The sequence below is a fragment of the Corynebacterium sp. KPL2830 genome, assembly GCF_040225635.1.
In the GTDB taxonomy this organism is placed as follows: domain Bacteria; phylum Actinomycetota; class Actinomycetes; order Mycobacteriales; family Mycobacteriaceae; genus Corynebacterium.
This window is the reverse complement of the sequence record NZ_JBEHFR010000001.1, coordinates 135268-157139: the sequence shown is the minus strand read 5'-3', so window position 1 is coordinate 157139 and position 21872 is coordinate 135268. Positions and strand designations below refer to the sequence as shown.

Below are 21872 nucleotides of genomic sequence, written 5' to 3'. Positions count from 1 at the left end.
TTCGTTTGGGGGCTGGCGGGAGGAGAAACGGGTTAGCTGTGCTCATCGGTGAGCGCGAGGAAAGTATTTTCCAGACTATGAGCGCTAATGGTGAGGTCATAAGCACCTGTATGGTTAAGAAGATGTCGTGCCAGTGAATCCGAATCTGAGGTAGTCATATGGACGTGATCTCCAGTGTGGGTGACTTCGGTAACGCCGGGTAGCGCACTCATTGGAGGAATACTGCCGTCAAATTGGGCCGTAATTCTTCGGACCTCGCCGCGGCTGCGTATGTCAATTACCTTGTCATCGGCCACAACTTCCCCTTTGTGCAAAAGCACTATCCTTTCAGCAAAATTATCTGCTTCTTCGAGATAGTGTGTCGCGAAAAAGATGGTGCGCCCGAGTTCAGCCTGGTGCTGCATGGACGCCCAAAAATCCCGGCGAGCGCCCGGATCCATACCGGCAGTCGGTTCGTCAAGGATGAGTATCTGCGGGTCACCCAGGAGCGCAAGCGCGAAACGAAGACGTTGTTGCTCGCCGCCGGAGCACTTGCCCACTCGTCGAGACAATATCGGTTCTAAGTTGGTATGATGTGCGACCTCGCCAATGTCTAGGGGCTGGGCAAAGGTAGCGGAAATCATCTTTAAGGTATCGCTTACGGTGAGGTCAGGGAGAAGACTTCCGGATTGAAGTACCGCTGCTAGCTGTGCGTTGTTGATCGCTTCCTGGGGGCTTTTGCCTAGGACTGCGACAGTGCCGGAAGATGGTTCGGTAAGGCCCAAGATGAGGTCAATGAGTGTGGACTTTCCAGCGCCGTTGGTACCTAGCAACGCTATGATTTCTCCGGGGGCGATGGAGACTGATACGTCATTAAGTGCTCGCACTGAATGCGAGGAATTCGCTGCAAAGACTTTTTCTACATCACGTACCTCAATCGCTGTTGAGGAACCTGAGTTAGGGATACGTGTAGTTTTCATGTCTTGCACTTAACTACGTTTGCGCTTTTAATAGCAGGGATCGTGTCACGAAGTTGCCATGACAATTGTCATCGGTGGATACGTTAAGCTGATTATGTGATTACTACTCTCGCATCCGCAATCGTCTTATTTATCGTCACCAATATCGACGATATCGTTGTTCTCTCGCTGTTCTTTGCCCGGGGCGCTGGCAGGAAAGGCACGACCAAAGCCATTCTTTTGGGGCAGTATCTGGGATTTTTAGGGATCCTTGCAGTCTCCGTGGCACTTGGTCTAGGGCTTAGCGCCATTTTTCCGGAAGACTGGATACGCTTTTTCGGGCTTATTCCCCTGGGCATTGGCCTCTGGGCAGCCTGGGAGGCCTTTCACGGGGAAGAGGATGATGAGGATGTTTCCGGCAAGAAGCTCAGCATCGCTGCCGTTGCCGGGGTCACCTTTGCCAATGGCGGCGATAATATCGGTGTGTACTTACCGGTATTTACCACTTCTACTACCGCAGAGATCGTGGCGTATTGTGCTGTATTCCTCGTTTTGGTCGCCGGCTTAGTAGCGGCGGCGAAATTCGTGGCAACACGGCCAGCGGTGGCAGAAGCACTAGAGAAATGGGAGAGCGTTTTATTCCCCACGGTGCTTATCCTGTTGGGTCTCGCCATCCTATTTGCGGTGTAGGCGAGGAATGCAGAAAATCCCACGGCGGCGGAAATAAATCCTTGGCCGTGGGATAATTTGTCGGGCTAACAGGATTTGAACCTGCGACCCCTACACCCCCAGTGTAGTGCGCTACCAAACTGCGCCATAGCCCGGCGTCGCTTTGTTTTTCGCGACTGCCCTAGATTACATCAGGATAATTCCACAGTGAAATCTAGCCCGTGACCTGCATTAAATCTCGCCGGTGGAATACACCCATGCGCCATTTAAGCGCCGGAAAGACGATCGCTCCCGCTGGGAGCCGACTGCCTCGCCCTTGTAGAACGCCTCAAATTCCACAATTCCCTTATCGTCTACAAGGACACCGGCCTCGGTATCGAGGATATCGAGGCGGTAGAAACGAATGGGGGAGTCAGCCAAGTCCAATGAGCTGGGCCGAGTCACCGGATCCCAGGTGCGCAGAAGATAGTCCTCATCGCCACTGACGAATGCGCTAAACCGCGACCGCATCAGGGCTTCGGCCGTAGGGGCTTTGGCGCCGGCGTGGTACTTGCCGCAGCATTCGCCAAAGCTCAGCCCACTCGTACAGGGGCAGCGGCGGGAATCGGCGATGGGGTGCAAGGCCACCATTAGTTGGCAACCACGATATCGGTGATGGTGGCGCCGGCGACCATGCGATCAATGTCGGTATCGCGCGCGGCCGCGCGCAGTACATCGATATCGGCATCGCTCAAGGAGCCTTCTAGCTCGATGCGACGCTCGAAGGAGGTAGTACCGGTTTGGGCGATGGTCACGTGGACATCGTCAAGCGCAAGCTTCTTGCCAGACTCCTTGATGGCCTGGGTGGAGGCGGCGGCCAGGGCCGACATGAGCAGGCCCGTTGCAGTAAAGCCCTTGCCCTTGCCGCCCTCCTTTTTGGTGCGGTCTGCGGAAACGGAGTGGTCATTGTGGCGCACCACAACGCCAAATTTGGTGCCGGTAGCTGGGCGGGCAACGGCGGCATCCGTGCCTACCTCTGCGGGTTCATAGTCTGGGACGATAAACTGGCGGGACCACGCACCAATCAGATCAGCGGCGCGGGCCGCCGTTCCCTGCTTGGTGAGCAAGTGATCGGCCTTATCCAGCGAGACAAGGGATTTGGGGTAGCGGGTCATGCGGAAGATATTTTGCGCATTGTCGATGCCCACCGTTTGGTCGATAGGAGAGTGCAGGGATAATAGGGGCTTGCGCAACCGCGGCAGGTATTCCTCCGGGTTCGTTTCCGCCAAATCCTCCAAGAATTTGCGCGAAATCGTCAGCGCCCTGCCTCCCAGAACGACCTCGACCTCGCCATTAGCGTCTGCCTCGCCGATCTTATCCGCGTAGTGCAGCACGGAGTGCGCCGGATCGAAGGGGGCGCCAATGGTGGCTACGGCCCTAATCTTTTTCATTGCCGTAGCGGCCTTGAGCACCGCCGCGCCGCCAAGGGAATGGCCAATGAGCAATTGTGGTGCGGAGTAATGCGCTTCCAACCAGTCGGCTGCGGCGCGGACATCGTCGACGTTTTGGTTAAACGTGGTGTCCGCAAATTCGCCTTCTGATTGTCCCAGGCCGGGAAAATCAAAGCGCAACGTGGCGATGCCGAATTCCGTTAATTGCTTCGAGGTGCGGGCCGCGCCAGGTGTATGGCGCGAGCCGGCAAAGCAATGCGCGAAGACGGCGAAGGCGAGAGGGGGAGCATCAGGAAAGTCGATGGTTCCTGCCATCTCGGTTCCTCGGCTGGACGGCAGCTTAACATTGACGGATTGCATGGCACCTACAATAACGGCCCCATAAGTTCCAAGCCAGATGAGGTTGACTAGAGTCGTAGGCAGCCAGCCCCTAAAGGAGGAATTGTCGTGGGAGCATTCGATTGGTTCTGGAAAGCGATGGGCTCGCAAAGCGAGCGAAACGATAAGAAATCCAAGGCCGTCGTGGATGAAGCTCGCTCCGCCGCGCAGCAATTCGCACACAGCGACGATGCTGCAGTGGCCCAAGCCGCCCGCGATGCGGTGCGAGGCGGCGAGGTCGCTGACAAGGCCCAATTCCTGGGTGCCCTTGCCGTAGCGTGTGAACGCACCCTGGGCCTGCACCCATTCACCGTGCAATCGCAGGCGGTACTGCGACTGCTTACCGGCGATGTCATTCAAATGGCTACCGGTGAGGGCAAGACGCTTGTCGGTGCGATGGCCGCAACGGGTTTCGCGCTGACTGGGAAGCGGGTCCACGTCGTGACGGTCAATGACTATCTGGCCAGCCGCGATGCTGAATGGATGCGGCCTGTCGTGGAATTTTTTGGGCTGCAGGTAGCCTCCGTGACTGAGGGTATGAGCGCGGATGAGCGCCGCGTGGCCTATGCGCAGAATATTATTTATGCCCCGGTCAATGAATTGGGGTTTGACCTGTTGCGCGATAATCAGATCACCGAACGTGCACAGACGGTGCAGGCTCCTGGCGATGTCGCCTTGGTAGACGAGGCCGATTCTGTCTTGGTGGACGAGGCCCTCGTGCCGCTGGTGCTCGCCGGAAATCGCCCCGGTGAGGCGCCCACGGGGCAAATTACCAATGTGGTCTCCCGCCTGCGGGAGAACCACGAGTACGTTATCTCGGATGATGGGCGCACGGTGCAGCTTACCGATGTCGGCTCCGCACGCGTGGAGCGCGAGCTCGGCATCGATTCTCTTTATTCCGAGGACAATATCGGCACCGTCCTCGTGAAGGTCAACTTGGCGCTGCACGCAAAGGCGCTGTTGATCCGCGATATTCATTACATCGTGGTGGATGGCAAGCTGCAGCTAATCGATGCCTCCCGGGGCCGCGTCGCCGATCTACAACGCTGGCCCGACGGGCTGCAGGCAGCGGTAGAGGCCAAAGAGGGCCTGGAAGTCTCTGAGGGCGGTCGCATCCTCGATACGATTACCCTGCAAGAACTCATGCGCCGGTACCCGCTGGTCTGCGGAATGACAGGCACTGCGGTAGAAGCCACCGACCAGCTGCGGCAGTTTTATGACCTGCACGTTTCTGTTATTGACCGGAATAAGCCACTGCAACGCTTTGATGAGCAGGATCGGATTTTTGCCACCATAGGAGAAAAGTCGGTGGCAATCGTAGAAGAAATTGCCCGCCTGCACGAGGCCGGTCAACCAGTGCTTGTGGGAACCCAGGATGTTGCGGAATCAGAAAATTTGGCGGAAGCCTTGCGCGATCGCGATATCGAAGTCAACGTGCTTAACGCCAAAAATGACCGCGAAGAAGCACAGATTGTCGCCGAAGCTGGTGATATTGGACGGGTAACTGTCTCCACACAAATGGCCGGCCGCGGTACCGATATCAAGCTCGGCGGCGCCGATGAGGCCGACCACGATGAGGTGGCCGAGCGCGGCGGCCTTGCCGTAATCGGAACCTCTAGGCACCGCACCGCGCGGCTCGATAATCAGCTTCGCGGGCGTGCGGGGCGCCAAGGAGACCCAGGCCTGGCCCTATTTTTCGTCTCCCTGGAAGATGATGTGGTGCAACAAGGCGGTGCTGGGGAAAAGGTCAGCGCGCAACCTGGCCCTGGCGGGCTCATCGAATCCAAACGGGTGCAGGACTTTGTAGCCCATTGCCAGCGGGTAACAGAGGGCCAATTGCTAGAAATTCACGCCCAAACCTGGAAGTATAACCAGCTCTTGGCGGACCAGCGCATCATCATCGATAAGCGCCGTGCAGCGCTATTGGATACAGACCAAGCATGGCAGGAACTAGCTGAGCGCGCCCCAGAGCGGGCCAACGAGCTTGCGGATCTCCCGGAGGCTGTACGAATTCAGGCGGCGCGGGAGATCATGCTGTATCACCTCGACATGGGCTGGGCTGATCACCTCGAGCTGCTCGATGATGTGCGCGAATCCATCCACCTGCGCGCCATTGCGCGCGAGACCCCAATCGACGAATATCACCGCATCGCGGTGCGCGAGTTTAAGGACTTGGCGCAGCGGGCGGTGGATCAGGCCGTAGAGACCTTCAAACAAGTGCCTATTGACGCCGAGGGGGCACACCTTGCAGACTCTGGGTTGAACCGTCCAAGCGCAACGTGGACCTATATGGTCTCTGATAACCCCCTTGCGGGGCAGGGAAATTCCGTGTTGAGCGGCATCGGAAACATTTTCCGGTGAAATAATTGCCCACTGAGAGATCACAGACTCGGAAGAGTCGCTATTATTGGTAGAAGTAACTCAAAACTAATCCCCGGAGGTAACAATGAGCGAGAACACCGGAACCCCGGAACCACAGGTGGAGACCACCTCTGTATTCCGCGCTGACCTGCTCAAGGAAATGGAAAATGGCACCAAGGGAACCGATACCTCTGCGGTAGGTACGGAAAACCTGGAAGATGGCCAGGCGTTGCTCGTCGTCAAGCGCGGCTCCAACGCCGGTGCCCGCTTCTTGCTTGATCAGGACACCACCACGGCAGGGCGCCACCCGGAGGCAGATATCTTCCTGGATGATGTCACCGTTTCCCGCCGCCACGCTGAATTCCGCAAGAATGATGACGGCCAATTCGAGGTAGTAGACGTGGGATCCCTGAACGGTACCTACGTCAACCGCGAGCCACGCAATTCGCAGGCGCTCGAGGTTGGAGATGAGATTCAGATCGGTAAATTCCGCCTCGTCTTCATCACCAAGCAGGACTAAAACTGCAGCAGACAAACCGTTTTGCCGGACTCGGTTAAAGCGGTTTAGTCTCATTTTTATATCCAACGACTACTGAGACACCTGTAAAGAGATAGACACAGTGAGCGCAGCAGAATCCGCGGCGGCATCAGCTCGCCGCAAGAGTCCGAACACGAAGAAGGCTAAGACCATGTCCATTGGCGTGGTCTTAGAAACGCTGAATCAGCAATTTCCTGATGTCACTGTGTCCAAAATCCGCTTCCTCGAATCAGAGGGGCTGATTTCTCCCCAGCGCACTGCCTCCGGCTACCGCCGGTTCACGCAGGAAGACGTGGATAGGCTGCGCTACATCTTGACCACCCAGCGGGATAACTACACCCCGCTCAAGGTCATCCGCGAGCAGCTGGAAGCAATGGATTCCGGCCAGGTTACCGCCATTGTTTCTGCTGGCAATGCAGAGACCTTGCTTTCCCCGCAACAGTTCAAGGCTCCCGCGGTAACGCGCCTGACCGATGCCGAGGTCGCAGAGCAAGCCGGCGCATCCGAGGCGGATATTGCCACCTTTATCAAAGATAAACTGATTAAGCCGGATGCCGCGGGCTTTTTCAATACCGACGACGTGGCCATTGCCTCCGCCGCAGTGGCGTTGCAGGCTTTCGGGTTTAGCGCTAGCCAGCTGAAGTCCCTGCGCAATAGCGCCCGCCGCCAGGCGGATTTAATCTCCCAGGTCGCAGCCCCCGTGGCGCACTCGAATTCCGATACCGCGCACCAGCAGGCAGAAGAACTATCCCAGCAGATGACGGCGCTAGTGGTTTCTTTGCATGCCACCTTGGTTAAGACGGATTTGCGCCACGAATTTAACGCCTAACTCACCATGGCCGCCTCCCGTGTGGGAGAGTAATAGCTATGAGTGATGTAACCCTTGAATTTCACGGCATTCACCAGCTTGGGCCAGAAGATGATGTCTGCGCACTGCTGCGTTGGCCCGAAGAAAATCGCCTCATTCCCATCTGGCTCTCCGCCGTAGACGGAATCCAATTGGCAGCAGTTTTTGCTGACCAGCGCCCGAACCGCCCCACGACTCACGATCTTCTCTGTGAGGTCTTGGAGGCTGCAGGTGGCGTCGAGGCCATCGAGATTGTTAACCACCATCAAGGCACATTCATGGTGGATATTCAGACCGCGCAAGGCGAGGTTTTTGATGCTCGTGTAAGTGATGCCTTGGCGGTAGCTGACCACTTTAAGGTACCCATTCTTGCAGAGTCTGCGCTTTTGGCGCAGGTATCCGTTTTCGCCAGCGAGGAGGACATCAAGGAATACTTCGACCTTGAACTTCCTACCCCCACCCAGGACGGGCGAGATAGCGATGCTTCCTCTGCTGAGGAAAGCACCTCTGCATCTGGAAACGCGCAGGCCGATGCCGATTTTGAAGAGATGATGCGCAGCCTTGGCATGGATGAATCCGATTTCCACACGGGGGAAGAAGACGGAAAAAATTAATGACACGCGTGTGACTAATGGTGACAATGTGGTTTTTAAAGTCTAAAGTTGTACTCGAAGGTTAAGCAAGCACCGCTTGACGGGGGTGTGCGCTTGGCATTTAATTGATCTTTAGAGCTTCCAACAAACCCCATTGGAGTAATTACGTGAGCATCACCGAGGACACTCAGTCCGAGTCCCAGTACGTCCAAGAATCCCTCTTTGATGTGGGACCGGACGAAGAAGTGGGGTACCGCGTGCCCATCGCCTGCCAAGTTGCTGGCATCACCTACCGCCAGTTGGACTACTGGGCACGCACCAACTTGGTCAACCCCTCCATTCGCACCGCACGCGGCTCGGGTTCGCAGCGCCTCTATTCTTTCAAGGACGTCTTGGTCCTCAAGATTGTCAAGCGCTTGCTCGATACCGGTATTTCCCTGCAGAATATCCGCTTAGCCGTGGAATCTTTGCATGACCGCGGCGTTAACGATCTGGCTGAACTCACCCTCGTCTCTGATGGCACCACCGTGTACGAGTGCCGCTCCAATGATGAGGTCATTGACCTTCTCGCCGGCGGTCAGGGTGTCTTCGGCATCGCCGTACCGGGAATCTTGAAGGAACTGTCCGGCACGATTACGTCCTTCCCCGCAGAGCGCATCGAGGAATTGCCCGATGACAATGTGGTTGGCCTCGATGAGCTTGCCGCTCGCCGCAATCGCAAGAGCTCCTAAGCCTGCTTAAAAGTTCTCCCTCCAGACCCCAGCTCACGGGGGTGGAGGGAGAACTTTTTGTTTAAACCCCAGCGGCCTTATCCATCGCAGCGTTGAGGTCCTTTTGCGTACCCGCATCGACACTAGTGAAGTTGTCAGCAGCGTCCTTTAGCTGTTCATCGACTTCCCCTGGGCCCACGTGGACAACGGATAGCTCTACGTTGTCTGACTTGGCACCGTCAAGGGAGGCTGCAAACTGGGCATCGTCTATGTCGAGCTCAGTACCGGTCGTAACGAGGACGACCCGTGTCTTTCGGTTGGTGTCAGCGGCTTGATCCGCTGCGGTATTCAGTGCGGCGATTGTAGCGCTGCGCGATTGCGGCACACCACCGGTGCCGAGTGCTGCGAGCGTATCCGGAACCGCAGAGCCATCGCCGAATCCGAGGTTATCGCGGTAGCCTACCACCGCGGCCTCCGAAATGGGAGAAGAATAGTTCCACAAGGCTACCTGACTATTGTTGTCACTCAATTTTTCCGCAGTGCCAGATAGCGCCTGTTGCGTTGCATCAAACATCGCGGTCATATTCGCAGAAGTATCAACGAGGAGGAGAGTATTGGGTGCCATGTCCACGGTGGAGGAGGAAGCCTCTTTGCCCTCTTCGCCGTCGTCCGACTCCCCAGGAGCGGACGAGGAGTTTCCTGGGCTGCTTTCCACGGGGGATTGGGACGCGGTTTCTGCGGCTGTAGGCTCTCCAGAGTCATCCCCAGCGCGCAACAGAAAAATCAATGGTGTGATGACGGCAATGATTGCGATGATGGTGACCGCGATAACCCAGCCGGCTAGTGCGAATCTGTTTTCCCCGTTTGAGTGCCGTGCCATATAGTGCCTTTCTCCAAAACTCCCGAGCCAGCGCATGATGCGTTTAATCTAGTGTAACTGGCAATAAGCCCTTTCCATTACTGCGACAAGCCGCTCACGCAGCGGTTGCGCCCGCTGCGCTAGGCCTCGTTGACGATTGACATACGTCGCCTTACCCTCTGGTGTTTCAATAGGAACTACCCCAAGGCCCCAATTACGGCAATCGTACGGAGAGGCCTCCATGTCAAGGATGCGGGCATCGATAGCCAGGTCCAGGCAATCGAGGAAGAGATCTCCTGGGACCAAGGGACCGAGCTTCCACGCCCATTTATAAAGATCCATGGTCACGTGCACGCAGGCTGCCTGGTCGTTGGCCGGTTGATCCTCACGATTGAGCACCGTCAAGTTGAGCGGACGCGCTGGCGGGGTAAAGAAACGGAACGCATCATAATGCGAGCACTTAAGGGAGTGAGTATCAACGACGCGGTTGGTTCCTTCTGCGCCCAAGCGCAGCGGGAGATCGTGGCGCGGGGAATCGGTGTGGTAAACCATCGCCCATTCATGCAGGCCAAAGCAATCAAAGTGCACCGGGTTGGTGGAAGAGCGCCGCAGCAGATCCAAAATATAGTCAACGGAACTGCCGCGGCGTTGCATGTAGGACTCCACGTCCACGGTGATGCCGTCCGCAGTCTCGTGGTAATCGCGCCAGCTAGCCTGCGGCGCGTCACCCTCGAGCGCCGTGTCGATGCCCGGATGCCAGCGCTTTAGATGCGACGGGCGGACAGGGTAGTACTCAAAGAGAAAATCAAACACGGGGTGATAGCTGCCCGGATGGCGAAACCTTTCCAAGCGGTCAGCCGCCCGCCGCTCGTGCTCATTCATGCGGGCTGTCCAATCAGCGGTAGATAAAACCTGCACGCGCGAATCCTCCTTTCTGTTGCGCTAGCGCTTAGCGACGCCGCCCCTTACCCCTCCTGGCTCCACCAACCTGCCGCTTCTGTTGGCGTGGGGGTTGTTTCTTTTGTTGCTGGTCCGAGCCATGAGAACCGTCTTGACCCGGTGGTGGAAGGGCCGGTCCGTGCGGCTTGCGGGCGCCGGTGACCGTGCGCAGCTCGGGCGCGCCGGCGGGGTTATCGCGGTGAGAAATATCGTGTTCGGTAGCGCTCACACCGGCCTTTTTGATGAGTGCAGCTACTTCTGAGCGCTGTTCGTCGGTGACCAGGGTAACCACCGTGCCTGTTGCGCCGCCGCGCGCCGTTCGTCCGGCGCGGTGCAGGTAGGCCTTGTGTTCTGCCGGAGGATCCACGTGGACGACGAGAGAAACGTCTGCAATATCGATGCCGCGGGCCGCAATATCGGTGGCAACGAGGACTGGAATGGAGCCATCGGCAAAGCCAGAAATGGCGCGGGTGCGCGCGCCCTGACCCTTATCTCCGTGCAGTGGATAGGCGTTGATGCCGACGCGCCTTAGCTTTTTCACCTGCCTATCCACGCCGTGCTTGGTACGCATAAACATGATGGTCTTGCCCGCGCGCGCGGCGATGCGCATTACCACCTCGTTGCGCGCAGGGCGATCGCCCACGAAAAACAGGTGGTGCGACATCGATTCCACCGCTGCTGCGACTGGAGCGGTGGAGTGGACCACTGGATCGTGCAGGAATTGCTCGACGAGCTTATTAACGTCCCCATCAAGGGTCGCAGAGAAAAGCAGCCGCTGACCGGTGGGCGGGGTGTAGTTTAAAAGCTTGCGCACCTGGGGAAGAAACCCCATATCGGCCATCTGGTCCGCCTCGTCCAAAGTGGTGATCTGTACCTTGTCGAATGACAGCTTGCCTTGGGCGATGAGATCCTGGGCGCGACCAGGTGTGGCGACCAAGAGATCCACTGGACGCGCAAGAGAGCGGATGTGGTGGTTGATATTGACGCCGCCGACCACCGCGAGGACTCGCAGCCCTAATGCGGCGGCGGGTTCATCGAGGCGTTGCTGGATCTGCGTCGCTAACTCGCGGGTGGGGGCGAGAACTACTGCTCGGGGCTGTCCCGGGGTCGAGGCACCCGAGCCAGCCAATCGGGCCAGCGTGGGAAGCCCGAAGGTAAAGGTCTTTCCGGAACCGGTAGGACCGCGGCCAAGTACGTCTTTGCCCGCGAGTACATCCGGGATCGCTGCGGCTTGGATGGGAAATGCTTCCGTGATCCCTTGGTCATGTAAAACGTGAACCACGCGCTGAGGTAAGCCGAGTTCGGCAAAAGTAGTCATCGTTGGGCAATTCTAACTGGTGGGTGCGCAAAACCCCGCATCGGACAGCGCACGATTGGCGGGCGACGGAACAAGTGAGAAATGCCATAGCAAAAATAGGGCTCTGCTTTAGGTATTTCACTGGTTATTACCTAACGTGGAAGGTGGTGCTGGGAAGCACGCAAGATTTATTCCTCCACTCACCGGCCCCTTCCAGGGGCACACCGAACTGTTAAGGAGTCCTCCCATGGCTCAAGCACAAGCATCCACGGCCAGTTCTTCTGCCGACCCCTCGCCGCAGGATTCATCAGAGCCCACGAAGAAGGAGAGGTTTCACCTTGACGCCTTGTGGTTCGCGCTGGCCTTCGTGGCCTTAGCGGCCGTCTTACTTATCCCGATTCCGGGGCTCGACTGGCCCGCCAAAGTGGCCCTAGGCATGCTGGCATTCGCGGTGATCATGTGGGTGACCGAGGCCGTGAGCTATCCTGTGAGCGCCTTGCTGATCGTCGGCCTTATCTCCCTGTTGTTGGGCCTCGGGCCGGATCCAGAATCCGATGGCATCTACGGCACCTCCAACGCCCTCAAGGTCGCGATGGCTGGCTTTTCCTCGTCTGCGGTAGCGCTTGTGGCCGCGGCGCTGATCTTGGCCGGAGCGATGCAGGCAACGGGGCTGCACAAACGGATTGCCCTGTACGTGCTGAAGATCGCGGGGGAGAAGACCTCCCACATCGTTATCGGCGCCATCGCGATCGCCATCATCTTGGCCTTCTTCGTTCCCTCTGCCACCGCGCGTGCGGGCGCCGTGGTACCCATCTTGCTCGGTATGGTGGCCGCTTTCGGCCTATCTTATGAGTCGAAGCTGGGCGCCCTACTCGTCATTACCGCAGCGCAGGCCGTCTCAATCTGGAACGTAGGCATTAAAACCGCCGCCGCCCAAAACCTCGTGGCGGTGGGATTTATTGAGGATCAAATGGGGCAGTCGGTCTCCTGGGGGCAGTGGTTTATTTGGGCCGCGCCCTGATCCATCTTGATGTCCATCGCGCTGTACTTCATCATGCGCGCCGTCATCAAACCGGAAACGGAACGCATTGAGGGAGGAAAGGAGCTCATCGCCAAGCAGCTAGAGGACCTCGGGCCCACCTCGCCCGAAGAGAAAAGGCTAATCGGGTTTTCCCTCCTCCTGCTCTTTTTCTGGGCCACGGAGGGACTACTGCACCCGATTAGCTCGGCCGTCATTACCGCGGTGGCCGTCGCCTTGATGCTGCTGCCCAAGATCGGCGTATTTACCTGGCCAGAGGCGCAAAAGTCCGTGAGCTGGGGTACCCTCATCGTCTTTGCCATCGGCATTTCCCTCGGCTCGTTCCTGCTGGATACGGGCGCCGCAACGTGGCTTTCAGAAAAGACCTTTGGACTGATGGGCTTGGACTCGCTGCCGATTCTGGCAACGATTGCACTAGTATCGCTATTTAATATCCTCATCCACTTGGGCTTTGCCTCGGCTACGTCGCTGGCCTCCGCGCTCATCCCGGTCTTTATTGCCTTGGCCTCCACGCTGGATGTGCCCAACGGCGGCATCGGCTTCGTAGTCATCCAGCAGTTCGTCATCTGCTTCGGATTCTTGCTGCCCGTCTCGGCGCCGCAGAATATGCTGGCCTATGGCACCGGTGCCTTTAGCACCAAGCAATTCCTACGCTCCGGTATCCCGCTGACCATCGTCGGGTACCTGCTCATCCTGCTGCTGTCTGCCACCTATTGGTCGTGGCTGGGCTTGGTCTAAATCCAGGTATCAAAAAGGGGAGGACCTGCACCGTGCAGGTCCTCGCCCTTTATTTGCAGTACTTAGTCCGTCTGCGTCAGGCTGCGGTCGCCGGACCACTCGACGTGGAAGGTGCCGGGCTTATCGGTGCGCTTGAAGGTGTGTGCACCAAAGAAATCGCGCTGACCCTGGATTAGGGCGGCGGGCAGGCGCGTGGCGCGCAGGCTGTCATAGTAGGACAGCGAAGAGGCAAAGACCGGAGCGGGCAGGCCCATCTGGGTTGCCGCGACGACGACGCGGCGCCACGGTTCGATGAGGTCTTCCAGCTCACCCTTGAAGTAGGGATCCAGGATGAGGGCGGGAAGCTCTGGGTTGTTATCAAATGCCTCGCGGATGCGGTCTAAGAACTTGGCGCGGATGATGCAGCCGCCGCGCCAGATGGTGGCCAGATCGCGCGGATCGACATCCCAGCCGAATTCGGCTGAACCGGCCTTGATCTCATCGAAGCCCTGGGAGTAGGCGATGAGCTTGGCGGCATAGAGGGCGCGGCGAACGTCTTCGATGAAGGCATCCTTGTCGATGTCGAAGTCCGCGTTCGTGCCTGCCGGAAGCTGGCCCTCCTGCGCGGCGGCGCGCTGCTGGCTAGAAGAAGACAGTGCGCGGGCAAAGACGGACTCGGCAATGCCGGTAATCGGCACGCCCAATTCGAGGCCGTTGATGGCGGTCCAGCGGCCGGTGCCTTTCTGGCCGGCGGCGTCCAAGATGACATCGACAAGCGGGACGCCCGTGTCCGGATCCTTCTGGGCGAGTACCTCGGCGGTGATTTCAATGAGATAAGAATCCAAGTCGCCGGAGTTCCACTTTTTGAAGATCTCCGCGATTTCGGCTGGCTCCATGCCCGCGCCGTAGCGCAGCAGCTGGTAGGCCTCGCCGATGACCTGCATATCGGCGTACTCGATGCCATTGTGGACCATTTTGACAAAGTGGCCGGCGCCATCCGGGCCGATGTGGGTCACGCACGGGGTGCCATCTACCTCGGCGGCGATGGACTCCAGGATGGGGCCTAAGGTCTCCCAGGACTCAGCAGGCCCACCGGGCATGATGGACGGGCCGTTCAAGGCGCCTTCCTCGCCGCCGGAAATGCCCGCGCCTACGAAGTGCTTGCCGCGCTCGCCCACTTCCTTTTCGCGGCGAATGGTATCCGTAAACAGCGCGTTGCCGCCATCGATGATGATATCGCCGTCATCCATGGCATCGGCAAGCTGATCAATCACCGCATCGGTGGCCTTGCCCGCCTGCACCATGATGATGGCCTTGCGGGGGCGCTCCAGGGAAGCGACGAAATCCGCGATGGATTCGGAAGGGATAAAGTTTCCTTCGTCGCCGTGGGCCTCAATGAGGGCGTGGGTCTTTTCCGGGCTGCGATTATAGACGGCGACGGTATTGCCATTGCGGGCAAAGTTGCGGGCGAGGTTAGAGCCCATTACCGCCAGGCCGACAACACCAATGTGCGCGAGTTCGTTCTTTTCAGTCATGGTGCCTATCCTACGTCACCGCCGCGCTTTCGCCGCGCTGGCGGCTAAGCTTAAAGACTATGTCAGATACCCAGATACTCAATGACTTACTTCATACCGCGCACACGCGCCTGCTCAACGAGGAAGAGCTGGAGGAACTAAATTCGGTCAACGGCGGGCTTGCTGAGTTCATCGGCCTTACCTTCGACCGCGTGGGCCCATCCGAGGCCCGCGCGCGCCTTACCGTGACTCCACAGCATCACCAGCCGTGGGGCGTGGCGAATGGCGGGCTATATTGCACCATCGCGGAAACGGTGGCCTCCCTTGCCAGCGTCGCGGCTGCCGATGCCCCAGCGATGGGGGTCAATAATTCCACGGACTTCATCAGGGCGACGGGGGAGGGCGAGCTAGAAGCCGTGGCCACCCCCATTCAATTGGGCACGCGCACCCACGTGTGGAGCGTAGAAATGCGCCAAGGAGACACACTCATTGCACGCACCACGCTGCGCACCATGATTCTGGCTGAACGAAGCTAGGGCTAGAGCCAGTGGTTTTTCCGGAACCACGCCCACAGGCCGCCGACGACAGCCACCATGATGATTATTGCCATGGGATAGCCAAAGGCCCAGTGCAGCTCCGGCATGATATCGAAGTTCATGCCGTAAATTCCGGCGACTAGCGTCGGCGCTGCCCACATACCGACGACGGCGGAGATCGTGCGCATATCGGAGTTTTGCTGCATAGTGACCTTGGCCACAGAGGCATCAATAAGCGAGGTCAAGCGTTCATCGAAGCTGGCCACCAAGTCATTGACCACGAGCTCGTGGTCGTAGACATCGCGCAGGTATGACCGGATCTGCTTAGAGATGAGATCCTTGTGATCCGAGACCATCGCCTTTAATGCCGCAGAGAGCGGGTAAATGGCGTGCTTCATCTCCAAGACTTCGCGCTTGAACATATAAATGCGGTCGACGTCGAATTTGAGGTTAGGGGTAAAGATTTCCTCTTCGAGTTCATCGACTTCATCGCTAATCAGGCGGGCGACCTCGGAGTAGCGGTCCACCATCATGTCCAGGATCTTCCAGGCCATGGCGACGGGGCCGAGCTCCACCAGGTCCTGCTCGTCTTCGACCGTGTAGGCCAGATTGGGCAGCTTCGCACCGTGGCGAACGGTGATGATGAAGTTAGAGCCCATAATCATCTGGATTTCGCCCGTAGAAATGATCTGGCGCTTATCTTGCACCTCATCGTGGTCGCGGTAATTCACCGAGCGGGCCACCACAAAGAGCTGGTCATCGTAGCGCTCTAGCTTAGGGCGCTGGTGGGCCATAACGGCGTCTTCCACGATGAGCTCGTGGATGCCAAATTGCGAGGCGATCTTCGTCATCTGAGATTCATAAGGCTCATGCAGGCCCACCCAGACAAACCCGCGGCCATATTCCGCCACGGTTTCCAGGGCGGAATGTGCGGAATACTCGCCGGGTAGGGCCTCACCATCGACGAAGACGCGGCAGTGCTCAATGGCGCGCTCCGCGGGAACCGGCGGGAAGGAGGGCTGACTAGGAGGCGTGGATTTCTTTCGGCCCCTAAAGGGCGTGGGTACGGACGGCATCGTTTCAGCCTCCTTTGCACGGTAGTGCGGATAGTAACGCAATCAAGTAGTAAAACGGGCCACGTTTTACGCAGCGGGTAAAGCTTACACCGACGGTGGGTAATATAATCGAATCTATGCCAACGTGGAAAGAAGTTACCGAAGCCAATCCCGCCCACTCCCATAATTTCGCCCGCAAATGGAAGATGCTGGAGGCGCAGGGCAAAGACATTCATGGGGAGGCCCGGCTTGTCGATGCCATGGTGGAGCGCAATTCCACCATCCTCGACGCCGGCTGTGGAACCGGCCGCGTCGGCGGGGAATTGCTGCGCCGCGGTCACAGCGTGGTGGGCATTGACGTGGACCCCATTTTGATCGAACACGCCGAACATGACTTCCCCGACGGCGAGTGGTTCGTCGGGGACCTGTGCACGGAAGAGGTTCCTGAAGGCCCCTTTGACTTGGCTGTTTCCGCAGGAAACGTCATGGGCTTTTTGGCCGTGGACGGCCGCGAGCAAGCACTGCGAAATATTTTTAACTCGCTGACCCCCGGAGGGCGCTTCGTCACCGGCTTTGGGGAAGGCCGCGGATGGGACTTCCAGGACTTCCTCGATATGGCGCAGAAGGTGGGCTACCGCGTTGACTTCACGTTTTCTTCCTGGGACATGAAGCTATTTTCGGAGCATTCCACCTTCTTGGTCGCCGTGCTATCTAGGCCTGGCGCGGACCTCTTGGCCTAAGGCCTTAAAAGCGCCGGTCCGCTTGGTCGAAGAAATCGACCTCGTGGATGCTGGCGCTGATAAAGGCGCGCTCGGCGCGGGTCCGAGTGGCCTCATCCGCCTTCTCCAGGTTTTCCTCCACAATCTTGATACTCTCGCGCACCCCGGCGAGGAAATCTTCGCCGCCGTAGACCTCCAACCAAGCATGGTAGGGGTGATCGGGCGAGTCGAATTCCGCCAAATGCAGGCCTACCTCTGCATACAGCCAGTAGCAGGGCAGCACCGCCGCGATGCCAACGGCATAATCGTCCGTATGCGTGCTGCAGATGAGGAAATCCGTGTAGGCGCTGGTCACCCGCGAGGGCGCCGTGGTGGCCGAATCCTTCAACCACCCGCGGTGCAGTTCAGCCTCCTCCGCGAGGCACTCATAAGCGCCCTGCGCCCAGTGCAATTGCTGTGCGGTATCGGGTGCCTGGCTGGCGAGGCGAGCCAGGGCCTTCGAGTAGGACGCCAGGTACTGCGAATCCTGATCGAGGTAGAAGCTGAAAGCATCGTTGGCAAGTGCACCGGAACCCAGCTTCTGAATAAAGGGGAGTGCCTTTACCTGCTCCCAGTGATCCGCAGCGATATTCCACAGGCGCTGCGTGTACGGGCCTGCGGCCGCAACCCGCGGCTGTTCCGGGTTTTCCACCTCTTCCAAAGGCCCAGCCAGGTGAGGAAGCGGGACCGAGGATGCAGCCCGCATCAAGCGCTGCGAGCGGTGCAGGTGGTCCACCGGGCCGCTGCCCTTGCCGACGGCCAGCGCATCCGCATTGGCAATCGCCTCGTGCAGCCAGTCCGTGGACCATTCGTGGGCGCTTGCGGCATCATCGCCTGCGCCGAGCCGCGTTGCGAGGGCAGAGGAGAGGGAGCAGCCAGTGCCGTGGGTATTCTTCGTCTGCACCCGGGCCGATTCCACGCGGTGAACCGTGCCATCGCCGGTGACCACGGCGTTATCGGCAATCGCCGAATCAAGGTGTCCGCCCTTGACGATGACCGCCGTATCCGCCTCAGCGGCCCATGCCTTAGCCACCTCGATGGCACGATCCAGGTCCGCGGCTTCTTCCGTCTGCGTCAGTACGGCCAGCTCCTTGAGATTGGGCGTGATGACATCAGCGCGGGAGCACAGTTCGCGCACCGCCTTTTCCGCCTCGGGGGCCAAGAGGCGGTCGCCGCTGGTGGCCACCATAACCGGGTCCAAGACCACAGGGACGGACGGGTCGATGTGGTCGAGGAAGGTGGCCACGAGGTCGGTGATGTTGGCATCGGCAAGCATGCCGATCTTAATGGCATCGATGTCTACGTCCTCGCGGACCGAATCCAGCTGCTCCTGGAGGAAATCCAGCGGCGGGACGTGGACGCTGCGCACGCCCTGAGTATTTTGGGCCACCAGCGCAGTGACCACGCTCATTCCGTACCCGCCCGCGGCGGCGATGGACTTCAGATCGGCCTGGATGCCGGCTCCGCCTGTGGGATCGGTTCCAGCAATCGAGAGAATTCGGGGATAAGTTCCTTTAGCCACGGTAGGCCTCCTTTAGGTTGTGTGCTGCGGCTGCCGGGTCATCGGCAGCCATGATGTCGCTGACCACGCAGATCCCTGCGAAGTCGCTTCCGGAAAGTTCGTGGGCATTGTGTGCCTTGATGCCGCCGATGGCGACGGACTCGATGCCGCGTTCGCGCGCCGCGGTGGCAAGCCGGCCGGCGGCCTCTACGCCTATTCCCGCTGGCGCATTCTTCTTGGTCGCCGTCGAGTAAACCGGGCCAATGCCAATGACGTCGGGGGATTGCTGCGGATCGATGGCGTCCAACTCCTGCTGCGTTCCCACCGAAAGCCCGATGAGCTTATCGGGACTGAGCAGCGCGCGGGCCTGGGATAAGTCCATATCGTCTTGGCCAATGTGCAGGTGGCAGCCCACCCTGGCTGCTACCTCGGCGCGGTCATTGATAAAGAGCGGGACATCGCCCAAGACCTTCATGAGTTCGCGGGCGGTAGCTTCCACCTCCTCGTCGCTGGCCTCCTTATCGCGCAATTGCACGACGGTCGCCCCGCCGCGCACCGCCTCTTGCACGATGGGAACTACGTTGTCCCGCCCGCCGGCGAGCTTAGGATCGGTGATGAGATACAGCGTCCAATCGATGCTCATGCTAGCCCCGCAACGTCCGCGACCTCGGAGGCAGAGATGTGCTCTTCGATGGCGTCAGTGGTGAGCTCATGCAGCGCATCGAGCCAGGCAACCGCAAAGGAGCCAGGCGCAGTAGATTTCTCAGCGGCAACGCTGCCCGCGGCCCCGACATGCGCATGCGCGGCGATGATAGCCGCGAATGGATCATCCCACGCTGCCAGGTAGGCCGCGCAGATGGCACCTAGCGAACACCCCGTTCCGATGACGTTTTGCAGCATCGGGTGCCCAGACTCGAGGCTTACCGCACGCGGCCTTTCGCCTGCCTGCACGATGAGATCCGTGGGGCCAGATACGCCGATGACGGCCCCAGTTTCGCGGGAAAGTTTGAGTGCTGGTTCCAGCGCGGCCTCCACGCCATCGGTGGATTCCACGCCGCGCCCGCCGGCTCCGGTTCCAGCCAAGGCGATGATTTCGGAGGCGTTGCCGCGAATCGCAGTCGGGCCCTGCGGCAAGACTTCATGCATGAACTCGGTGCGCTTTTTTAGCCCGCCCGCACCGACGGGGTCAAGGACCCACGGGTTTCCAGCCGCGGTCGCACCGGCGATTGCCTCACGCATGCCGGCGTATTGCTCGGAATTCGGCGTGCCGCAATTGATGAGCACGCCGCTGGCGATCCTCGCAAACTCTTGCGACTCTTCCAGAGTATCTACCATTGCCGGGCTGGCGCCGATGGCCAATAGCGCATTGGCAGAAATATTGCTGACGACCTTATTGGTCAAGCACTGAATAAGTGGAGCGGTATCGCGCACCGCATCGTGGGCACGCAGAAATGATAAGTCCACAACAATCCCTTCGCTAGTTCTAACTGAGAGCAGGTTCGATGGGTTTATCTCAGCCACGGTGCGTGGCACCCCATGTTGTAATGTCCAAGCCTAACAAAAATGGGAAAATAGGAACGAAAACAACAAAACCGCCGCCCACAGCCCCGCAGGCGGGGAGTGAGACGGCGGCTGGTGCCGAGGAGAATTTAGTTCTTCTTTTCTTCTTCTGCCTCATCGATGAGGTTGCGGGCGATGCGCTGCTGGGTAGTAATCTCCAGGTTGCCGCGGTTGCGGGAGAGGATATTAGCTGCCCAGTTGACCAATACGGCCAAGCGGCTGCGCAGGCCAACGACGTAGGTCAAGTGCAGGCCCAACCATGCCAACCAGCCTGGGAAGCCGGAGAATTCGGTCTTGCCCAGCTTCACAACGGCATTGAAGCGGGTCACGATGGCCATCGAGCCCTTGTCGAAGTACTCGAAAGGTTCCTTTTCATCGGCTGTGGACTCCTCGTCCACCTTAGTCTCGATGAGCTTGGCGACGTGCTCGCCACCCTGAATTGCCACCTGCGCCAAGCCCGGCAGGCGGTTCAGGGACATCATGTCACCGATGATGTAGACGTTGTTGAAGTCACCAACGGTCATGTCATCGTTCACGGAGACGCGGCCCGCACGGTCAGCCTCGACGCCGGCTTGGTCAGCGACCATCTTGCCCAGCGGGGAAGCGGAAACACCAGCGGACCAGATCTTGGTCGCGCCCTCGAGGGTGACCTCTTCATCGGTCTTCATGTTCTTGTAGGTTACGGAGTCTTCGTTGACATCGGTCACCATGGCGTTCAGGCGCACGTTGACGCCTTCCTTCTCCAGGGTGCGCTGGGCACGGCGGCCGAGGCGCTTGCCAAACGGCGGGAGTACCTGTGGCGCGCCGTCAAGCAGGTAAATCTTAGCGGCGGAGGTGCCGTAGGTGGAGTAGACATCGCTAAGCGTGCGGTTAGCCAACTCAGCGATCTGGCCGGTGAGCTCCACACCGGTCGGGCCGGCGCCAACGATGATGAAGGTGAGGAGGCGCTCGCGCTCAGCGGGGTCATCGGTAAGCTCAGCTTTTTCGAAGGCGGAAATGATGCGGGAACGCAGCTCCAAGGCATCATCCAAGGTCTTCATGCCAGGTGCAAACTCCGCAAAGTGGTCATTGCCAAAGTACGACTGGCTGGAGCCAGCGGCGACCACAAGGGAGTCATAGGAGTAGGTGCGCGAAAAGTCATCGAGCTCGGCGGTAACCGTCTGGTCTTCCAGGTTAATGTCGGTCACGTTGCCGTTGACAAAGTCCACATTATCCTGGTTGCGCAGCAGCTGGCGGGTCGAGGGCGCAACCTCACCTGCGGAAATCATGCCGGTTGCCACCTGGTAGAGCATCGGCTGGAACAGGTGGTGGTTCTTCTTATCGATGAGGGTGATCTCAACATCGGCGTTCTTTAACTTCTTCACAGTGTTAAGACCGCCGAATCCACCGCCAACCACGACAACGTGGTGACGGCTTCCGTTTGGACGATAAGGGGTATCAGTCATGGAATTAATGCGACCTTCCTCGAGAAAGCTTAATTTAAGTACCCGTATAGTGTAAACGCTCGTCACATAACGTGCATACTTGATGCCCATTTACATGCGTTTCGGGTTTCCTTTCCTGCGGAGCGTCTTGACCGAAACCGCTCAGAAACTGGCTAAAATAAGCCCACACCGTGACCCCTTGCACCCAG

20 protein-coding genes, 1 tRNA gene, 1 pseudogene and 1 riboswitch are annotated in these 21872 nt (G+C 58.7%); of the genes and pseudogenes, 9 read left to right on the top strand and 13 right to left on the bottom strand.

Annotation, left to right across the window (positions count from 1 at the left end):
- Nucleotides 1-32: 32 nt before the first annotated feature.
- The gene (locus tag ABRP87_RS00740) at nt 33-959 is read right to left on the bottom strand and encodes an ABC transporter ATP-binding protein (protein WP_349867093.1); all 927 of its coding nucleotides are present in this window, start codon (nt 957-959) and stop codon (nt 33-35) included.
- Nucleotides 960-1055: 96 nt separating this feature from the next.
- On the opposite strand from ABRP87_RS00740, the gene ABRP87_RS00735 reads away from it, so the two are divergent.
- Nucleotides 1056-1628, top strand: a complete 573-nt coding sequence (locus ABRP87_RS00735; protein ID WP_349867091.1) for a cadmium resistance transporter — start codon at nt 1056-1058, stop codon at nt 1626-1628.
- Between the two features lie 60 nt (nt 1629-1688).
- Here the strand turns inward: ABRP87_RS00735 and ABRP87_RS00730 are convergent.
- From ABRP87_RS00730 to ABRP87_RS00720, 3 genes are all read right to left on the bottom strand, one after another.
- A tRNA-Pro gene (locus ABRP87_RS00730) sits at nt 1689-1762 on the bottom strand.
- A 76-nt stretch (nt 1763-1838) separates the two neighbouring features.
- A complete protein-coding gene (locus ABRP87_RS00725; RefSeq protein ID WP_349867089.1) occupies nt 1839-2237 on the bottom strand; it encodes a YchJ family protein in 399 nt (132 codons plus the stop codon).
- Nucleotides 2237-3397 (bottom strand): bifunctional alpha/beta hydrolase/OsmC family protein, encoded by a 1161-nt coding sequence (locus ABRP87_RS00720; protein WP_349867087.1) that lies wholly within the window; start codon nt 3395-3397, stop codon nt 2237-2239. Before ABRP87_RS00720 ends, ABRP87_RS00725 begins: the two co-directional genes overlap by 1 nt.
- Before the next feature lie 87 nt (nt 3398-3484).
- Between ABRP87_RS00720 and secA2 the strand changes: the two genes are divergently transcribed.
- The 5 genes from secA2 to ABRP87_RS00695 all read left to right on the top strand — a co-directional run bounded on the left by secA2 (nt 3485) and on the right by ABRP87_RS00695 (nt 8485).
- A complete protein-coding gene (secA2, locus tag ABRP87_RS00715; RefSeq protein ID WP_349867085.1) occupies nt 3485-5776 on the top strand; it encodes an accessory Sec system translocase SecA2 in 2292 nt (763 codons plus the stop codon).
- Nucleotides 5777-5861: 85 nt separating this feature from the next.
- Nucleotides 5862-6296, top strand: coding sequence for an oxoglutarate dehydrogenase inhibitor Odhl (gene odhI / locus ABRP87_RS00710; protein ID WP_005279257.1), 435 nt, complete (start codon nt 5862-5864; stop codon nt 6294-6296).
- A 100-nt stretch (nt 6297-6396) separates the two neighbouring features.
- Nucleotides 6397-7143 carry a transcriptional regulator FtsR gene (gene ftsR / locus ABRP87_RS00705; RefSeq protein ID WP_023030770.1) on the top strand — a complete coding sequence of 249 codons (747 nt, stop codon included), beginning with the start codon at nt 6397-6399 and terminating at the stop codon, nt 7141-7143.
- 38 nt (nt 7144-7181) lie between these two features.
- On the top strand, nt 7182-7775 hold the full coding sequence (locus ABRP87_RS00700) for a bifunctional nuclease family protein (protein WP_239268062.1): 594 nt from the start codon (nt 7182-7184) through the stop codon (nt 7773-7775).
- A gap of 146 nt (nt 7776-7921) precedes the next feature.
- A complete protein-coding gene (locus ABRP87_RS00695) occupies nt 7922-8485 on the top strand; it encodes a MerR family transcriptional regulator (RefSeq protein ID WP_005282882.1) in 564 nt (187 codons plus the stop codon).
- A gap of 61 nt (nt 8486-8546) precedes the next feature.
- Here ABRP87_RS00695 and ABRP87_RS00690 read toward each other — a convergent pair whose 3' ends face one another.
- From ABRP87_RS00690 to ABRP87_RS00680, 3 genes are all read right to left on the bottom strand, one after another.
- A complete protein-coding gene (locus ABRP87_RS00690) occupies nt 8547-9344 on the bottom strand; it encodes a vWA domain-containing protein (RefSeq protein WP_349867083.1) in 798 nt (265 codons plus the stop codon).
- Nucleotides 9345-9392: 48 nt separating this feature from the next.
- Complete coding sequence (locus ABRP87_RS00685) at nt 9393-10205, bottom strand: 3-methyladenine DNA glycosylase (RefSeq protein WP_255716742.1); 813 nt, start codon at nt 10203-10205, stop codon at nt 9393-9395.
- Between the two features lie 67 nt (nt 10206-10272).
- Complete coding sequence (locus ABRP87_RS00680; protein ID WP_239268067.1) at nt 10273-11580, bottom strand: DEAD/DEAH box helicase; 1308 nt, start codon at nt 11578-11580, stop codon at nt 10273-10275.
- Between the two features lie 226 nt (nt 11581-11806).
- Here ABRP87_RS00680 and ABRP87_RS00675 point away from each other — a divergent pair.
- Nucleotides 11807-13336: pseudogene (locus tag ABRP87_RS00675) on the top strand (SLC13 family permease).
- Nucleotides 13337-13398: 62 nt separating this feature from the next.
- Here the strand turns inward: ABRP87_RS00675 and gnd are convergent.
- Nucleotides 13399-14850 (bottom strand): NADP-dependent phosphogluconate dehydrogenase, encoded by a 1452-nt coding sequence (gene gnd / locus ABRP87_RS00670; RefSeq protein WP_239268071.1) that lies wholly within the window; start codon nt 14848-14850, stop codon nt 13399-13401.
- A gap of 59 nt (nt 14851-14909) precedes the next feature.
- On the opposite strand from gnd, the gene ABRP87_RS00665 reads away from it, so the two are divergent.
- A complete protein-coding gene (locus tag ABRP87_RS00665; protein ID WP_239268073.1) occupies nt 14910-15365 on the top strand; it encodes a PaaI family thioesterase in 456 nt (151 codons plus the stop codon).
- Between the two features lie 2 nt (nt 15366-15367).
- Here the strand turns inward: ABRP87_RS00665 and corA are convergent, their stop codons facing one another.
- Nucleotides 15368-16441: a magnesium/cobalt transporter CorA gene (corA, locus tag ABRP87_RS00660; RefSeq protein ID WP_239268075.1), complete on the bottom strand. Its 1074-nt coding sequence runs from the start codon at nt 16439-16441 to the stop codon at nt 15368-15370.
- A 116-nt stretch (nt 16442-16557) separates the two neighbouring features.
- Between corA and ABRP87_RS00655 the strand changes: the two genes are divergently transcribed.
- On the top strand, nt 16558-17160 hold the full coding sequence (locus ABRP87_RS00655) for a class I SAM-dependent methyltransferase (protein ID WP_239268077.1): 603 nt from the start codon (nt 16558-16560) through the stop codon (nt 17158-17160).
- A 4-nt stretch (nt 17161-17164) separates the two neighbouring features.
- Here ABRP87_RS00655 and ABRP87_RS00650 read toward each other — a convergent pair whose 3' ends face one another.
- From ABRP87_RS00650 to ABRP87_RS00635, 4 genes are all read right to left on the bottom strand, one after another.
- Nucleotides 17165-18700: a bifunctional hydroxymethylpyrimidine kinase/phosphomethylpyrimidine kinase gene (locus ABRP87_RS00650; RefSeq protein ID WP_349867080.1), complete on the bottom strand. Its 1536-nt coding sequence runs from the start codon at nt 18698-18700 to the stop codon at nt 17165-17167.
- A complete protein-coding gene (gene thiE, locus ABRP87_RS00645) occupies nt 18693-19322 on the bottom strand; it encodes a thiamine phosphate synthase (RefSeq protein ID WP_349853039.1) in 630 nt (209 codons plus the stop codon). Before thiE ends, ABRP87_RS00650 begins: the two co-directional genes overlap by 8 nt.
- Nucleotides 19319-20143 carry a hydroxyethylthiazole kinase gene (gene thiM, locus ABRP87_RS00640; protein WP_349867077.1) on the bottom strand — a complete coding sequence of 275 codons (825 nt, stop codon included), beginning with the start codon at nt 20141-20143 and terminating at the stop codon, nt 19319-19321. The genes thiE and thiM overlap by 4 nt, the downstream gene beginning before the upstream one ends.
- A riboswitch (TPP riboswitch) is annotated at nt 20131-20226 on the bottom strand. Its footprint overlaps the gene before it by 13 nt.
- A gap of 102 nt (nt 20227-20328) precedes the next feature.
- Complete coding sequence (locus ABRP87_RS00635; RefSeq protein WP_239268085.1) at nt 20329-21684, bottom strand: NAD(P)/FAD-dependent oxidoreductase; 1356 nt, start codon at nt 21682-21684, stop codon at nt 20329-20331.
- Nucleotides 21685-21872 lie beyond the last annotated feature (188 nt).

Bases quoted from the DNA above. Each gene is read 5' to 3' on its own strand.
- ABRP87_RS00740 (WP_349867093.1), bottom strand. From the start codon at position 959: ATGAAAACTACACGTATCCCTAACTCAGGTTCCTCAACAGCGATTGAG.
- ABRP87_RS00725 (WP_349867089.1), bottom strand. From the start codon at position 2,237: ATGGTGGCCTTGCACCCCATCGCCGATTCCCGCCGCTGCCCCTGTACG.
- ABRP87_RS00720 (WP_349867087.1), bottom strand. From the start codon at position 3,397: ATGCAATCCGTCAATGTTAAGCTGCCGTCCAGCCGAGGAACCGAGATG.
- odhI (WP_005279257.1), top strand. From the start codon at position 5,862: ATGAGCGAGAACACCGGAACCCCGGAACCACAGGTGGAGACCACCTCT.
- ABRP87_RS00700 (WP_239268062.1), top strand. From the start codon at position 7,182: ATGAGTGATGTAACCCTTGAATTTCACGGCATTCACCAGCTTGGGCCA.
- ABRP87_RS00690 (WP_349867083.1), bottom strand. From the start codon at position 9,344: ATGGCACGGCACTCAAACGGGGAAAACAGATTCGCACTAGCCGGCTGG.
- ABRP87_RS00685 (WP_255716742.1), bottom strand. From the start codon at position 10,205: ATGAATGAGCACGAGCGGCGGGCGGCTGACCGCTTGGAAAGGTTTCGC.
- ABRP87_RS00680 (WP_239268067.1), bottom strand. From the start codon at position 11,580: ATGACTACTTTTGCCGAACTCGGCTTACCTCAGCGCGTGGTTCACGTT.
- gnd (WP_239268071.1), bottom strand. From the start codon at position 14,850: ATGACTGAAAAGAACGAACTCGCGCACATTGGTGTTGTCGGCCTGGCG.
- ABRP87_RS00665 (WP_239268073.1), top strand. From the start codon at position 14,910: ATGTCAGATACCCAGATACTCAATGACTTACTTCATACCGCGCACACG.
- corA (WP_239268075.1), bottom strand. From the start codon at position 16,441: ATGCCGTCCGTACCCACGCCCTTTAGGGGCCGAAAGAAATCCACGCCT.
- ABRP87_RS00655 (WP_239268077.1), top strand. From the start codon at position 16,558: ATGCCAACGTGGAAAGAAGTTACCGAAGCCAATCCCGCCCACTCCCAT.
- thiE (WP_349853039.1), bottom strand. From the start codon at position 19,322: ATGAGCATCGATTGGACGCTGTATCTCATCACCGATCCTAAGCTCGCC.
- ABRP87_RS00635 (WP_239268085.1), bottom strand. From the start codon at position 21,684: ATGACTGATACCCCTTATCGTCCAAACGGAAGCCGTCACCACGTTGTC.